This window comes from Variovorax sp. DXTD-1 (assembly GCF_003984625.1).
Classification (GTDB): domain Bacteria; phylum Pseudomonadota; class Gammaproteobacteria; order Burkholderiales; family Burkholderiaceae_C; genus Variovorax.
On the sequence record NZ_RWKH01000018.1, the window covers coordinates 87173 to 101695 of the forward strand.

11 protein-coding genes are annotated in these 14523 nt (G+C 67.9%); 4 read left to right on the top strand and 7 right to left on the bottom strand.

All coding sequences use genetic code 11. The annotated features are described in order from the left end of the window. Positions 1-43: 43 nt before the first annotated feature. The 4 genes from EJI00_RS17635 to leuS form a co-directional block, all read right to left on the bottom strand. A complete protein-coding gene (locus EJI00_RS17635; RefSeq protein ID WP_185868156.1) occupies positions 44-1336 on the bottom strand; it encodes a glutamate-5-semialdehyde dehydrogenase in 1293 nt (430 codons plus the stop codon). Between the two features lie 65 nt (positions 1337-1401). Then, positions 1402-2469 carry a DNA polymerase III subunit delta gene (holA, locus tag EJI00_RS17640; RefSeq protein WP_126748795.1) on the bottom strand — a complete coding sequence of 356 codons (1068 nt, stop codon included), beginning with the start codon at positions 2467-2469 and terminating at the stop codon, positions 1402-1404. 26 nt (positions 2470-2495) lie between these two features. Next, the gene (lptE, locus tag EJI00_RS17645) at positions 2496-3017 is read right to left on the bottom strand and encodes an LPS assembly lipoprotein LptE (RefSeq protein ID WP_126748796.1); all 522 of its coding nucleotides are present in this window, start codon (positions 3015-3017) and stop codon (positions 2496-2498) included. Positions 3018-3030: 13 nt separating this feature from the next. Continuing rightward, positions 3031-5661, bottom strand: coding sequence for a leucine--tRNA ligase (gene leuS / locus EJI00_RS17650; protein WP_126748797.1), 2631 nt, complete (start codon positions 5659-5661; stop codon positions 3031-3033). 183 nt (positions 5662-5844) lie between these two features. Here leuS and EJI00_RS17655 point away from each other — a divergent pair, with 183 nt between their 5' ends. Then, the gene (locus tag EJI00_RS17655; protein WP_126748798.1) at positions 5845-6822 is read left to right on the top strand and encodes a Bug family tripartite tricarboxylate transporter substrate binding protein; all 978 of its coding nucleotides are present in this window, start codon (positions 5845-5847) and stop codon (positions 6820-6822) included. Further along, positions 6815-7894, top strand: coding sequence for an NAD/NADP octopine/nopaline dehydrogenase family protein (locus tag EJI00_RS17660; protein WP_126748799.1), 1080 nt, complete (start codon positions 6815-6817; stop codon positions 7892-7894). The genes EJI00_RS17655 and EJI00_RS17660 overlap by 8 nt, the downstream gene beginning before the upstream one ends. On the opposite strand, the gene EJI00_RS17665 is transcribed toward EJI00_RS17660, so the two are convergent. Genes EJI00_RS17665 through EJI00_RS17675 form a run of 3 tightly spaced genes read right to left on the bottom strand, consistent with a single transcriptional unit; the run spans position 7889 to position 10526 of the window. Next, positions 7889-8488 carry a peroxidase-related enzyme gene (locus EJI00_RS17665; RefSeq protein ID WP_126748800.1) on the bottom strand — a complete coding sequence of 200 codons (600 nt, stop codon included), beginning with the start codon at positions 8486-8488 and terminating at the stop codon, positions 7889-7891. The two genes, EJI00_RS17660 and EJI00_RS17665, sit on opposite strands and share 6 nt — an antisense overlap. Next, positions 8485-9009 carry a CMD domain-containing protein gene (locus EJI00_RS17670; RefSeq protein WP_126748801.1) on the bottom strand — a complete coding sequence of 175 codons (525 nt, stop codon included), beginning with the start codon at positions 9007-9009 and terminating at the stop codon, positions 8485-8487. The genes EJI00_RS17665 and EJI00_RS17670 overlap by 4 nt, the downstream gene beginning before the upstream one ends. A gap of 41 nt (positions 9010-9050) precedes the next feature. Beyond that, positions 9051-10526, bottom strand: coding sequence for a flavin-containing monooxygenase (locus tag EJI00_RS17675; RefSeq protein WP_126748802.1), 1476 nt, complete (start codon positions 10524-10526; stop codon positions 9051-9053). Positions 10527-10667: 141 nt separating this feature from the next. On the opposite strand from EJI00_RS17675, the gene EJI00_RS17680 reads away from it, so the two are divergent. Both EJI00_RS17680 and glgB read left to right on the top strand, forming a co-directional pair. Beyond that, positions 10668-12344: an alpha-glucosidase gene (locus EJI00_RS17680; protein ID WP_126748803.1), complete on the top strand. Its 1677-nt coding sequence runs from the start codon at positions 10668-10670 to the stop codon at positions 12342-12344. A 5-nt stretch (positions 12345-12349) separates the two neighbouring features. Further along, complete coding sequence (gene glgB, locus EJI00_RS17685; RefSeq protein WP_126748842.1) at positions 12350-14521, top strand: 1,4-alpha-glucan branching protein GlgB; 2172 nt, start codon at positions 12350-12352, stop codon at positions 14519-14521. Positions 14522-14523: the final 2 nt, after the last annotated feature.

Consider the following 14523-nt stretch of genomic DNA (forward strand, 5'->3'; position numbering starts at 1 on the left):
CTACGTACGGCAGTCTTGGTTCAATCCGCCCGCCTTCGGTGCATCAACTCCGGACTTCGCCCTGCCCAAGCACCACATACTTGAGCGAGGTCAGCCCTTCGATGCCGACCGGCCCGCGTGCATGGAACTTGTCGGTGCTGATGCCGATTTCGGCCCCCAGGCCAAACTCGAAACCGTCCGCGAAGCGTGTACTCGCATTGACCATGACGCTCGCCGAATCGACCTCTCGCAAAAAGCGCTGTGCATGCACATGGTCGCGCGTGACGATGGCGTCGGTGTGGTGGCTCGAGTAGCGGTTGATGTGCGCAATGGCTTCGTCCACGCCCTCGACCACCTTGATGCTGATCACCGCGGCAAGGTATTCCTCGGACCAGTCGGACTCGACCGCATCGACGATTTTTCCGCTTGAGTTGACGGCATCGTCCGCGCGCAGGATGCGGGCCGCGACCGGGTCGCAGCGCATTTCCACGCCCTTGGCCGCGAAGATGGCACCGATGCGGGGCAGAAAATCTTCGGCCACCGCCGCCGATACCAAAAGGCCCTCGGCCGCGTTGCAGGGGCTGTATTTCTGGGTCTTGGCGTTGTCGACGATGCGCAGCGCCATTTCGAACTCGGCCGTGTCGTCCACATAGACGTGGCAATTGCCGTCCAGGTGCTTGATGACCGGCACCTTGGCGTCGCGGCTGATGCGCTCGATCAGGCCCTTGCCGCCGCGCGGAATGATCACATCCACGAACTCGGGCATGGCGATGAGCTGGCCCACGGCCTCGCGGTCGGTGGTCTGCACCAGCTGCACCGCTTCGACCGGCAGGCCGGCCTCGGCCAGCGCCTCGGACACCAGCAGCGCCAGCGCCTTGTTCGACTCGATGGCTTCCGAGCCGCCGCGCAGGATGGCCGCGTTGCCGCTCTTGATCGCGAGGCTCGCGGCCTCGATGGTCACGTTGGGGCGGCTCTCGTAGATCATGCCGAACACGCCGATCGGCACGCGCATCTGGCCCACGCGGATGCCGCTGGGCTGCTGTTTCATGCCGATGATCTCGCCGATCACGTCGGCCATGCCCGCGAGCTGCTCGCAGCCTTCGGCCACGGTCTCGATGACCTTGGGCGTGAGCTTGAGGCGATCGACCATCGGCGCCGGCAGGCCCGCGGCCGTGGCGCGCTCCAGGTCCTTCTGGTTGGCTTCGGAAAGGCCGGGGCCGGCTTCGCGCAGGCGCTTGGCCAGGGCCTTCAATGCTCTGTTTTTGGTAGCTGCATCCGCACGGGCCATGAGGAATGCGGCGGATTTGGCTTGCAGGCCGAGGGCCTGCATGTGCTCGCTGACGTTGAACGCGTTCATGTCGGCATTTTCCTGCATTTGGATCAACCCCGGGCTTTGCACCCCTTGGTGTTGTCCCCTCGCCCTCAGCGAGCGGGAGCGGGGCCGCTGCTGCAGGCGCGGCACAGCATCAGGGCCAGGCGCTGCAGCGCCTGCCAGCCGCTGGCCGGCCAATCGGGCTGCTTGAGCCCCTTGCAGATGCCGTCCACCACATGCGCGGCGCGCAGCAGCCGGGCCAGCATGCGGTCGTCGAGCCTCGGCAGCACGCGTTCGAAGGCGCGCTCGCGCGGGCCCCAGATGCGGTTTTCGCGCAGCGCCATGGGTAGCGGCCGGCCCGAGGCCATGGCGTCTTTCACGCGCTTGAGCGCGCGGATGTCCTCGGCAATGGTGTAGTGCACCAGCACCTCGGCCTCGCCTTCGGCCTGCAGTCCGTCGAGCATGCGTGCCACGCGCTGCGGATTTCCGGCCAGCACGGCTTCCGACAGCTTGAACACGTCGTAGCGCGCCACGTTGTTGACCGCGGCCTCGACCTGCTCCCAACTCAGTTCGCCCGCCGGATGCAGCAGGGCGAGCTTCTGGATTTCCTGATGCGCCGCGAGCAGGTTGCCCTCGACGCGGTCGGCAAAGAACTGCAGCGTGCGCTGGCCTTCGTCGCCCGGCATCACGCGCTGGCCCTGCACGCCCAGGCGCTGTGCGATCCACTGCGGCAGCGCGGCGCGCTCGATGGGGTCGACCTGGATGCTGACGCCGTTGTTCTCGAGCGCCGAAAACCAGGCGCCCGTGCGCGTGGCCTTGTCCAGCCGCGGCAGCATCACCAGCGTCAGCGTGCTGTCGTTGCCCTGCGCGGCTTCGGCCAGCTGCTGCAGCGCCGTGCTGCCGTCCTTGCCGGGCTTGCCCGATGGAATGCGGATCTCGACGATCTGCTTGTCCGCGAACAGCGAGAGCGATCCGCCCGCCGCAAGCACCGCGCTCCAGTCGAAGTGCGCGCCGGCCACGGTGTACGAGCTGCGCTCGGTGTAGCCCTGGGTGCGCGCCGCCGCGCGAATGGCATCCGCGGCCTCTTGCGCGAGCAACGGCTCGTCGCCGTGGATCGTGTAGAGGGACTTCAGTCCCTTTTGCAGATGGGGCCCGAGTTGGGCGCTGGCAAGTTGCATGGATCGCGGCAGGCGCAGGCTTGCGCCTAGAGTTCCTTGACGGCCGCCAGTCGGCGCATCAGCTGCTGCGCGATGTCGGCCTGCATGTCGCGGTACAGCAGCTCGGCCTCGCCGTCCTTCGCGAGCGCATTGGTTTCGTTGAAGCTCAGGTCGCGCGTCTGCGACACCTCGGTCGGCGGCAGCAATGTCTTGCCGCCGGGCGTGCGCAGCGAGAAGCGCACGCGCAGCTGCAGTTGCAGCTCGCGAAGCGCGCCGGCCGAGTTGGTCGAGATCACGATGCGGTCGCGGTTCTCGCCAAGAATCTCGAGGATCGCATCGGCGGTCTGCGCCTCGGTGGGCGGCACCAGCGTGACGGTGCCGGCGGCGCGCATTTCGCGGCGCAGCCGGTTGATGAGCTCCGAATTGCCCGACACGGCCAGCGTCTTGAACGCGAACACGGGCGCCTTGCGCAGCTCGAACCCGCAGCCGGCCAGCGCAAGGCTCGCGCCCGCGGCGGACAGGCCCAGTAGAAAGCCGCGGCGCGGCAGCGAGGCAATTCGATTGTTCATGCTTGTGTGTTACTCAAATGACCACGTTGACCAGGCGGCCGGGCACCACGATGACGCGCTTGGCCGGTGCGCCTTCCGCGAACTTGACGAAGTCGTCGCACGAGAGCGCGAGCTGCTCGATCTCGGCCTTGGAAGCGCCGGCCGGCACGCGCAGCGCGCCGCGCAGCTTGCCGTTGACCTGGAGCATGAGCTCGATCTCGTCCTGCTCGAGCGCACTCACGTCCACCACCGGCCAGGGTGCGTCGAGCAGATTGCCCAGTTCCTTGTCGTAGCCGAGCTGCTGCCAGAGCTGGAACGCGATGTGCGGCGTGGCAGGGTAGAGGCAGCGCAGCAGTATGCCGAAGCCTTCGCGCAGCGCGGCCGCATCGGCAGGGCTGCCATCGGGCTTGAAGCCTTCGAGCGCGTTGAGCAGCTTCATCGCACCTGACACCACCGTGTTGTATTGCATGCGCTGGTAGTCGTAGTCGACCTGGCGCAGCACCGTGTGCACCTCGCGGCGCAGCGCCTGGGCGTTCTTGCCGAAAGACTGGCCGCCGATGGCTGCCGGTTGCACGTCAGCCTGCGCTACGCCGAAGTTCCACACCCGGCGCAGGAACCGGTAGCTGCCTTCGACGGCCGCGTCGTTCCACTCGAGCGTGGCTTCGGGCGGCGCGGTGAACATGGTGTACAGGCGCGCGGTGTCGGCGCCGTACTTCTCGATCAGGTCCTGCGGGTCGACGCCGTTGCGCTCGCTCTTGCCCATCTTGCCGACACCGCCGTACTCGACCTTGGTGCCGTCGGCGGTGGTGCCGCCGACGATGCGGCCCTGCGCGTCGAGCACGGGCGTCACCTCCAGCGGGGGGTGGTAGTTCTTGCCGCCTTTTTCGTCGCGGTGGTAGTAGATGTGATTCAGCACCATGCCCTGCGTGAGCAGCTTGCTGAAGGGCTCGTCGACCTTCACCAGGCCCAGGTCGCGCATCACCTTGGTCCAGAAGCGCGCATACAGCAGGTGAAGAATCGCATGCTCGATGCCGCCGATGTACTGGTCCATCGGCATCCAGTAGTCCGCGCCCCCGGCCACCATCGCCTGGTCGTTCTTCGGGTCGCAGTAGCGCATGAAGTACCACGAGCTGTCGACGAAGGTGTCCATCGTGTCGGTCTCGCGCCGCGCGGCCTTGCCGCACACGGGGCAGACCACGCCGGCGTGAAAGCCTTCGTGCTTGGCCAGCGGGTTGCCCGAGCCGTCGGGCACGCAGTCGGTCGGCAGCACCACGGGCAGGTCCTTCTCGGGGACCGGCACCGCGCCGTGTTCTTCGCAATGGATGATCGGGATCGGCGTGCCCCAGTAGCGCTGGCGGCTCACGCCCCAGTCGCGCAGGCGCCAGGTGGTCTGCATTTCGCCCAGGCCCTTCTGGGCGAGCGCGTGCGCCACGGCGGCCACGGCCTCCTTGTGGGTCATGCCGCTGAAGTTGTCGGAGTTGATGGTCACGCCACGCTGTTTGTCGCCGTACCAGTCCTGCCACTTGTGATAGTCGAAGTGCGGCTCGTCGTCGACCAGCACCACCTGGATGATCTCGATGCCGTACTTGTTGGCAAAGGCGAAGTCGCGCTCGTCGTGCGCGGGCACGCCCATCACGGCGCCGTCGCCGTAGTTGATGAGCACGTAGTTGCCCACCCACACCGGCACCTGCTCATCGGTGATCGGGTGCGTCACCGTGAGGCCCGTGGGCACGCCCTTCTTTTCCTGCGTGGCGAGCTCGGCCTCGGTGGTGCCGCCGGCCTTGCATTCCTCGATGAAGGCCGCGACCTTGGGATCGAGCGTGGCGGCGTGCGCGGCCAGCGGATGCTCGGGCGCCACGGCGCAGAAGGTCACGCCCATGATGGTGTCGGCGCGCGTGGTGAACACGTACATGTGGCCGTCCTGGATCAGCTGGCCGCCCGCGTCCTTGATGTCGTGCGTGAAGGCGAAGCGCACGCCCTCGCTCTTGCCGATCCAGTTCTCCTGCATCAGCTTGACCCGTTCGGGCCAGCCCGGCAGCTTGTGCTGCGTGTGCTCGAGCAGCTCTTCGGCGTAGTCGCTGATCTTCAGGTAGTAGCCCGGGATTTCGCGGCGTTCGACCGTGGCGCCGGTGCGCCAGCCCTTGCCGTCGATCACCTGCTCGTTGGCCAGCACGGTCTGGTCGACCGGGTCCCAGTTGACGACCTGGGTCTTGCGGTAGGCAATGCCCTTTTCGAGCATCTTCAGGAACAGCCACTGGTTCCACTTGTAGTAGCTCGGGTCGCAGGTGGCGATCTCGCGGCTCCAGTCGATGGCCAGGCCCATGGCCTGGAGCTGGCCGCGCATGTAGTCGATGTTCTCGTAGGTCCACTTGGCCGGCGGCACGCCGTTCTTCAGCGCCGCGTTTTCGGCCGGCAGGCCGAAGGCGTCCCAGCCCATGGGCATGAGCACGTTGTAGCCGCTCATGCGCAGGTAGCGCGTGAGCATGTCGTTGATGGTGTAGTTGCGCACATGGCCCATGTGCAGCTTGCCGCTGGGGTACGGCAGCATCGAGCAGGCGTAATACTTTTTGCGGCTCGCGTCCTCGGTGACGCGGTAGGCATCGGCGGCGCTCCATTGCGCCTGGGCAGCGGACTCGACGTCGCTGGGTTTGTAGCTGGGGTTCATGACGGTTCGGCAGGAGCCCGGCTCGGAGCGGCCGGGGAAGGCGGATTATCGCGCCCGGGCGGCCCCCTGCCCGCCAGACTCTAGACTTGAGGCACGCAACCTGCATGTTGCGCGGGTCATGCCCGCCCTGGCCCGCCCCTGGTGCCCGGCCCCGGGCATGTTTTTCGCACCGCCTGGAACGCCATGAAACTGCTGCTGAAACACCTCGCTCTGGGCCTCGCGGCCGCCGCCAGCCTTGCCGTGCTGCCGCTCCATGCGCAGCAGAACAACGACAAGCCGCTGCGCATCGTGGTGCCCTTCGCCCCCGGCGGGGCGCAGGACGTGATCGCCCGCTACCTGGGCGCCAAGCTCACCGAGAAGCTCGGCGGCAGCGTCATCGTCGACAACAAGGCGGGCGCGGGCGGCATCCTGGCCGCCGATGCGGTGGCCAAGGCGACGGACGGCGCCACGGTGCTGCTGGCGACCGGCGGCGCCATCACCGTCGCGCCCCACCTGCAGGCCAAGCTGCCCTACGACCCGGTGCACGACCTCGCGCCCGTGGCCCTGGTCGGCGATACGCCGATGACCTTGGCCGTGCGCACCGAAAGCCCCTACAAGACCGTGGCCGACGTGCTGCGCGACGCCAAGGCCAAGCCGGGCCAGGTGACCTATGCCTCCACCGGCAACGGCACGGTGTCGCATCTCACGGGCGCGCTGCTGGCGCAGGCGGGCGGCGTAAACCTGCTGCATGTGCCGTATCGCGGCGCGGCGCCGGCGCTGACCGACCTGCTGGGCGGACAGGTGGCGCTGATCGTCACCAGCGCCGCCTCCATCGAGCCGATGGTTGCGAGCGGCAAGGCCCGCGTGCTCGGCACCTTCTCGCGCGCGGCCCTGCCCAGCCTCGGCACGCCGCCGACGGTGGCCGAAGCGACGAGCCTCGCCGGCATGGACGTGCCGGTCTGGGTCGGCGTGATGGCGCCCGCGCGCATGCCGGCCGCCAGCGTGGAGAAGCTCTCCGCGGCGCTGGTCGAGGTATGCAATCTGCCGGAAACGAAACAGCGTTTCGCGCAATTGGGCGCGGTGAATACCTGCGGCGGCGGCGCGGCGCTGGCCAAGGTCATTTCGGAAGACAGCCAGCGCTGGGCGAAGGTGATCAAGCAGGGCGGAATCAAGGTTGACTGAGACAGCTGGCAAGCGCTTGCGCGTCGGCATCGCGGGCACCGGAGCGATTGCGCTCGCCAGCGCCGCATGGCTGCGACAGGCGGGCCACGGTGTCATGCTCTGGTCGCCGGGCGGCCAGGGCGCCGAGGCCTTGCGCACGCAGCCGTTGGAAGCCAGTGGTGTGCAGCCGTGCGCCGTCACGGTCGAAGTCGCCGACGATGCGGAGCGGCTTTGCCTTGCGTCGGAGGTGCTGCTGCTCGCACTGCCGGTCAACGGCCACCGGCGCGTGATGGATGCATTGCTGCCCTTTCTGCGCGACGGGCAGACGGTGATCGTCAGCTCGATGGCCTCGCTGTCTGCGCTCTATCTCCATGAAAGAGCGCGGCGCGCAGGCAAGCGGATCACCGTCGCGAGCTTCGGCACCACGGTGCTGACCGCGCGCCGGGAGTCGGGCACGCAGGTCAAGGTGATGACGCGGCGCAAGGCGGTCGGAGTGTCCGCCCTGCCGGGCGCGGACCTCGCGGAGGCCCTCGCCCTGTGCTCCGCGCTGTTCGGCGACGGCTTCTTCCCGCAGGAAAACACGCTCGCCAGCGCGCTCGCAAACGTCAATCCGCAATCCCATGGGCCGCTCGCCGTCTTCAACTGGACCCGCATCGAGCGCGCGGAAAACTGGCCGCAGTACCACTGCATGACGCCCGGCGTGGCCCGCGCGATCGAGGCGCTGGACCTGGAACGGCGGGCCGTGGCCAAGGCCTTCGGCATCGAACTCGGGCCCATCGAGGAACACTTCGCGCGCTCCTTCGGCACGGCATCAGCACGGCTCGAAGACATTGCTGCCGAACTGCACGCCAAACGTGGCGGTCCGCCGGGGCCGGTGCGCACCGACACGCGCTACGTGACCGAAGACATGCCCTACGGCCTGGCTTTCGTAGAGGCGCTGGGGCGGATCGCCGGCGTGCCCACGCCCGCGACGCGCACCATCGTGGACGCCGCCTCGCTGGTCAGCGGCACCGACTTCAGGCAAGAGAACGACCTGCTGGCGCCGCTCAACCTGGCCGGCGAAACCGTGGCCGGGCTGCTCGCCCGCCTATGAAGTTGCCGTTGCCTCGGGAAAGACCGGCTCGCCCAGGTTGAGCATCAGCCGGTTGGCCCAGGCAAAAAGCGCCACCGCGTGGATCAGGTCGAGGATCTCGAGTTCGGTCAGGCCCACCTCCTTCAGCGCTCGCACGTCCTCGGCCGATACCTTGTCGGGCTCGGCGCCCAGGCGTATCGAAAATTCGACGATGGCCTTTTCGCGCGCCGTGGTGCCCGCCGAGGCCGGCTCTTCGAACACCTGCGAAATCACGTCGTTGCGCTTGGCAAGCTGCTCGAAGCGCTGCGCATGCACCGAGGCGCAATACACGCAGCCGTTGACGCGCGATTCCACCGTGGCACCCAGCTCGCGCTCGGCCCGCGGCATGCCGCCCGGCGCAAACATGATCGCGTTGAAGGCGATGGAGCGCTGCAGCAGCATCTCGGGCTGATGCGCCAGCACGAGGAAGTAAGGCGAGGTGCGCGCCTGCGGGCTCATCTCGTCGAGCGCGGCCAGCTGGGCCGGCGTGGCGGCGGCAACGTCGACCGGATCGAGCCAGGGCTTCCAGCTCAGCACCTCGTTGGTAAAGCCTTTGATGCGAATCGGCGTGGTCATTGCGACACCTCCGCAGCCGCCAAGGCCTGCAGGCCCGCGACCATGCGTATCTGGTAGGACAAGAAGGCAATCAGCTGGCCCAGCGCGACGATCGCAGGGGTCGAAAGGCCTGCCTGGGCCAGCGCGTCGACCGAGGCCTTGTCGCCCTCGATGGGCCGCTCGATCAAACTGGCGGTGAACGCCAGCACCGTGCGCAGGCGTGCATCCGCCACCGGTGCGCCGCTTCCCACGGCGGCAACCAGTTCCCGGTCCACGCCTTCGGCCAGCAAGCGCTCGCGGTAGTGCGCGGCAAGCGTCGCGGCTTTCGAGACACCGCAGGCGTGCAGCGCCACCAGCAGGCGCTCGGCCACCGAAAGGCCCTCCACCGTGGACGAGAACATGGCGTCGTAGCTGCCCTGCGTGGCCGCCACGACCTTGTCGCGCTGCAGCCGCAGCATGCGGGTGGGCTGGGTTGGTGCCAGCGGCACCGAGGCGTCGACCACGTCGAGCGGTATGGATGCGTCGTAGGAGGTTGTTGTCATGCGTTTCAGTTCAATCAATCCGGTTGAATGGGTCTGCAGGTTCAGCCGCGTTCGGCCGGTGGCGGCGCGGGCACCCACTCGTCGCCGAACAGCTCGGGCTCGCTGTAGGCCTCGATGTTGGCAAAGTGGTAGTCGAAATCTTCGCGGTAGAACAGGCTGGCCATGCCGCTCGCAAGCCGCCTGGCGCCGTCGCTGATTGCGGGAATATCGCCCGACACCGTGCCGTGCGACAAGGCCGCCGGGTAGCAAAAGCAATGGATGCGGTCGAGCCCCGGGCATCCACCCGACGCGCGCTCCTGAAATTCGAACACCGGGCCGAGATCGGGCGAATCGGCCAGTTCCTGGTCTTCGTTGCCGGGCGTGGGCACGAAGCGGTCACCCCATGTGCGCACATGCGGCGCGATGGCGTCGAACTCCGGCCGGCTGCCCCAGTCGACCTTGAAGCCGGTCGAGACAATGAGAAAGTCGAACACGAAATCGCCCTTCGGCGTTGCCACCCGCATCGACGCGCCCTGCGGCTCGATCGAAAGAACCGGGCAGCCGAAGTTGAAGAACGCGTTCGGAAACCGCGACACGCGCAGCGTGCTGCCGTGCGGCGGCGGCACGTTCGCCACGTTGATGTAGTGGCGGATGCGCCACTTGAGCTCATCGGGCAGGTCGTAGTGCCCCTGCGTCAGGCCCGGCACGCCGGCGCCCTTGCCCTTGTTGACGCGCGGCAGGTCGGGCCGTCGGATCAGCAGCTCCACGCTGTGCGCGCCGCATTCCAGCGCAGTGGCCGCGCTGTCCATGGCGGAGGAGCCCGCACCGATCACGCCCACGCGCAAGCCGGCCAGCTTGCCGTAGTCCATGGCATCGGACGAATGTGCCCATTGCGAGCGCGGCAGTGCGTTGACGAAAGCGGGAACGGCCGGGCCGCCGAGCCCATCGCGGCCGGTGGCAAGCACCACGCGGCGCGCCAGCACGCGTTGCGCTCCGGCGGGCGTGCGCAATTCCAGCCGCACCAGCGGCGCATCGGGCAGCGGCTTGATCGCGGTGATCGCGGTCTCGTTGCGCACATCGACGTTCATCGCGCGGCGATACCAGACCAGGTAGTCCATCCACTGCAGGCGCGGGATCTTGTCCATCGCAGCCCAGGCTTCGGCGCCGAACTGCGCCTCGAACCACGCACGGAAGGTCAGCGCGGGCAAGCCGAGCGCGGGGCCGGTCAGTTCCTTGGGCGAGCGCAGGGTTTCCATGCGCGCGGTGGTGGCCCACGGGCCTTCGTTGCCTGCGGGCGCTCGATCGAACACCACGGCCCGGATGCCCTGCTGCGCAAGGGCCGCGGCGGCCGCCAGGCCGGCCTGCCCGCCGCCGATGATCGCCACGTCGAGCACCGGCTCGCCCGCGTGCTCGCGAACGGGCATCCATGAGCGTGCGGGCCAGCCCAGGCATTCAAGGTCCTTGGCGAGCCGCCGCTCGAGCGCGGCCAGGCCTTCCGGCGAAGAAGAAGGTACGAGGGGAACGGAGTCGGTTGTCATCTTGCGAGCGGGAACGGGAGCGGGGTTCACATGAAACCCCTGCCCAGTGTAGAAAGCTTTTCAGGCGCGACCGGAGAGACCCATGCACGGACCGGGCCCGGAACTCGCATGCCACAATGATTTTCAGACCACAGGGGCAGCATGCGCAGCAATCAAAGCAGCAACAGCGAATGGTGGCGCGGCGCGGTGATCTACCAGATCTATCCGCGCAGCTTCATGGACAGCAACGGCGATGGCATTGGCGACCTGCCTGGCATCACCTCCAGGCTCGAGCACGTGGCCGGCTTGGGGGTCGATGCGATCTGGGTGTCGCCCTTCTTCCGCTCGCCGATGAAGGACTTCGGCTACGACGTGTCCGACTACCGCGACGTCGACCCGATCTTCGGCACCCTGGCCGATTTCGACGAGATGCTGGCCCGCGCGCATTCGCTGGGCCTGAAGATCATCATCGATCAGGTGCTTTCGCATACCTCCGACCAGCACGCCTGGTTTGCCGAAAGCCGCTCAAGCCGAGACAACCCCAAGGCCGACTGGTACGTGTGGGCCGACCCACGGCCCGACGGCACGCCGCCGACCAACTGGCTCTCGGTGTTCGGCGGCTCGGCATGGCAGTGGGACTCGCGCCGCCGGCAGTACTACCTGCACAGCTTCCTGAAGGAGCAGCCCGACCTGAACTTTCATTGCGCCGAAGTGCAGGAGGCCTTGCTCGGCGAAGTGCGCTTCTGGTGCGAGCGCGGCGTGGACGGCTTCCGCTTCGATGCCTGCAACCACCAGTTTCATGACGCACAGCTGCGCGACAACCCCCCGGCCAGCACGGCCGCGCTGGACGAGGTGAGCACCGTGCGGGCCGACAACCCCTATGCGATGCAGCAGCACCTCTACGACAAGAGCCAGATGGAGAACCTGCTCTTTCTCGAAAACCTGCGCAAGCTGCTCGATGACTACGGCGCCGTCGCGCTCGGCGAAGTGGGCGACGAGAACGCGCCGCCCGTGATGGCGCAGTACACCGAACTCGGCCGGCGCCTGCACCTGGCCTACAGCTTCAGCCTGCTGACCGCCGAGCACAGTGTGCAGCACCTGCGCCACCAGGTCGAAACGCTCGACCAGGCGCTCGCACCCACGGGTGGCTGGGGCTGCTGGGCCGTCTCCAACCACGACGTGCCCCGCGTCGCCACGCGCTGGAGCAACGGCAAGCCTGAAGACACCCGGCGCGACCGGCTCTGGCTCACGCTGCTGCTCACCCTGCGCGGCAGCGCCAGCATCTACCAGGGCGAGGAACTCGGCCTGCCCGAGGCCGAGGTGCCGTTCGAACTGCTGCAAGACCCGTACGGCCGTGCGTTCTGGCCCGAGTTCAAGGGCCGCGACGGCTGCCGCACGCCCATGCCATGGAAGGCCGACGAACTTCATGCCGGGTTCACCACCGGCGGGCCGTGGCTGCCGGTCCATGGGCGCCACCTGCCGCTGGCGGTCGATCGCCAATCGACCGATCCCGACTCGATGCTCGCCTTCAGCCGCGCGCTGCTGCACTGGCGCCGCACGCAGCCGCTGCTGCGCACGGGCAGCATCGCTTTCTTCGATGCGCCCGAGCCTGTGCTGTGGTTCGAGCGGCGCGAGGGCAGCCAATCGCTGCAGGCGCTCTTCAACCTGGGAGACGAGTCCGTCTCGGTCGTGCTGCGCGAGGCGCTCGCGCCATTGCCGGGGCATCCGCATTCGCCGCAGGCCGGGGCCCGCGTGCAGGCAAGCGGCGACAGCTGCATGCTGACGCTGCCCCCCTACGGCGTCTTTTTCGGCCGCCCCGCCAGTAAAGAGCAAATGTGAAGAACATGCCACCGATGCTGCTGCCCGAACGCGAAGCGCGCGCGCTGATGCGCGCGGAGCACGGCGATCCGTTCGCGGTGCTCGGGCCACACGAGACGCGCGACGGCCTGCAGGTGCGAGCGCTCCTGCCCGGCGCGCACAGCGTGGCGGTGATGCACACGCGCACGGGCTGGCCGCTGGCCATGCTCGCCCGGCAGGAAGGCTCCGACATTTTTTCGGGCCTGGTGCCGGCGGCGGAGGCGCTGCTGGGCTATTCGTTCCAGGTCGACTGGGGCACGCACACCTCGCGGCTCGAAGACCCCTACCGCTTTCCTTTCGTGCTCGGCGAAACCGATGTGTGGCTGCTGGCCGAGGGCACGCACCTGCGGCCCTGGGAGCGGCTGGGCGCGCACCTGCGCGAGATGAATGGCGTCAAGGGCGTGGCCTTTGCGGTGTGGGCGCCCAACGCGCGGCGCGTGTCGGTGGTGGGCGACTTCAACAACTGGGACGGCCGGCGCCACATGATGCGGCTGCGCCGCGAGTGCGGCGTGTGGGAAATCTTTGCGCCGCACGTGGCCACGGGCGACAGCTACGAGTTCGAGATTCTTTCGTCCGAAGGCGAGGTGCTGCGCAAGGCCGACCCGTTCGCCTTTTCTTCGCGCCTGCGGCCTGAGACCGCCTGCGTGGTTGCACCGCTGCCCGCGCCGGTGGCCATGCCGCCCGAACGAGCAGCGGCCAACAGCCGCCACGCGCCAATCAGCATCTACGAAGTGCACCTGGGCTCGTGGCGGCGCAAGAACGGGCACGAATGGCTGGACTACCGCGAGCTGGCCGACACGCTGGTGCCGTATGCGCGCGACATGGGCTTCACGCACATCGAGCTGCTGCCGGTGAGCGAGCATCCGTTCGACGGCTCGTGGGGCTACCAGCCCATCGGGCTGTATGCGCCCACCTCGCGCTTCGGCACGCCGGGCGACTTTCGGCATTTCGTCGAAGCGGCGCATGCGGCGGGGCTGGGCGTCATCCTCGACTGGGTGCCCGCGCACTTTCCCACCGATGCGCACGGCCTCGGCCGCTTCGACGGCACGGCGCTCTATGAATATGCCGACCCGCGCGAAGGCTTCCACAACGACTGGAAGACGCTCATCTTCAACTACGCGCGCACGGAGGTGCGTAACTACCTGGTCGGCAATGCGCTGTACTGGCTCGAACGCTACGGCGTGGACGGCCTGCGCGTCGATGCGGTGGCGTCCATGCTCTACCGCGACTACAGCCGCAAGGCCGGCGAGTGGGTGCCCAACGCCTACGGCGGACGCGAGAACCTCGAGGCCATCGGCTTCCTTCGGCGCATGAACCACGTGGTGGGCGTGGAGCGGCCGGGCGCCATCACGCTGGCCGAGGAGTCGACGAGTTTTCCGGGCGTGACGCGGCCGCCCGAGGACGGCGGCCTGGGCTTTCACTACAAATGGAACATGGGCTGGATGAACGACACGCTCGCCTATGCGGGCACCGACCCCGTCCACCGCAAGCACCATCACCAGCAGATCACCTTCGGGCTGATGTACGCGCACAGCGAGAACTTCGTGCTGCCGCTGTCGCACGACGAGGTGGTGCACGGCAAGGGCTCGATGTTCGGGCGCATGCCCGGCGACGAGTGGCAGAAGTTCGCGGGGCTGCGCAACCTCTACGGCTACCTGTGGGCCTACCCGGGAAAGAAGCTGCTCTTCATGGGGAGCGAATTCGCCCAGGTGGCCGAATGGAACGCCGACCGCAGCCTGGACTGGCACCTGCTGGAGCACCCGATGCACCAGGGGGTGCGCCGTCTGGTGCGCGACCTGAACAACGCGTACCGGCACTTTCCCGCCCTGTACGAGCTGGACACCGAGAGACCCGGCTTCGAGTGGATCGTGCACGACGATTCGGACCAGTCGGTGTTCGCCTTCGTGCGCCGGGCGCGCGACGGCTCGTTCGTGGTGGCGGTGTGCAATTTCACGCCGTTGCCCCGGCACGGCTATCGGCTGGGGGTGCCCGCGGCGGGCGCGTACCGCGAGGCCATCAACACCGATGCCGCGGTGTACGGCGGCAGCGGCGTGGGCAATGGCGTGGTCGAGAGTTCATCGACCCGCTGGCACGGCAAGGACCACGCGATCGAAATCAGCGTGCCGCCTTTGGCCACGGTGATGTGGGTATTGGCTTGAAA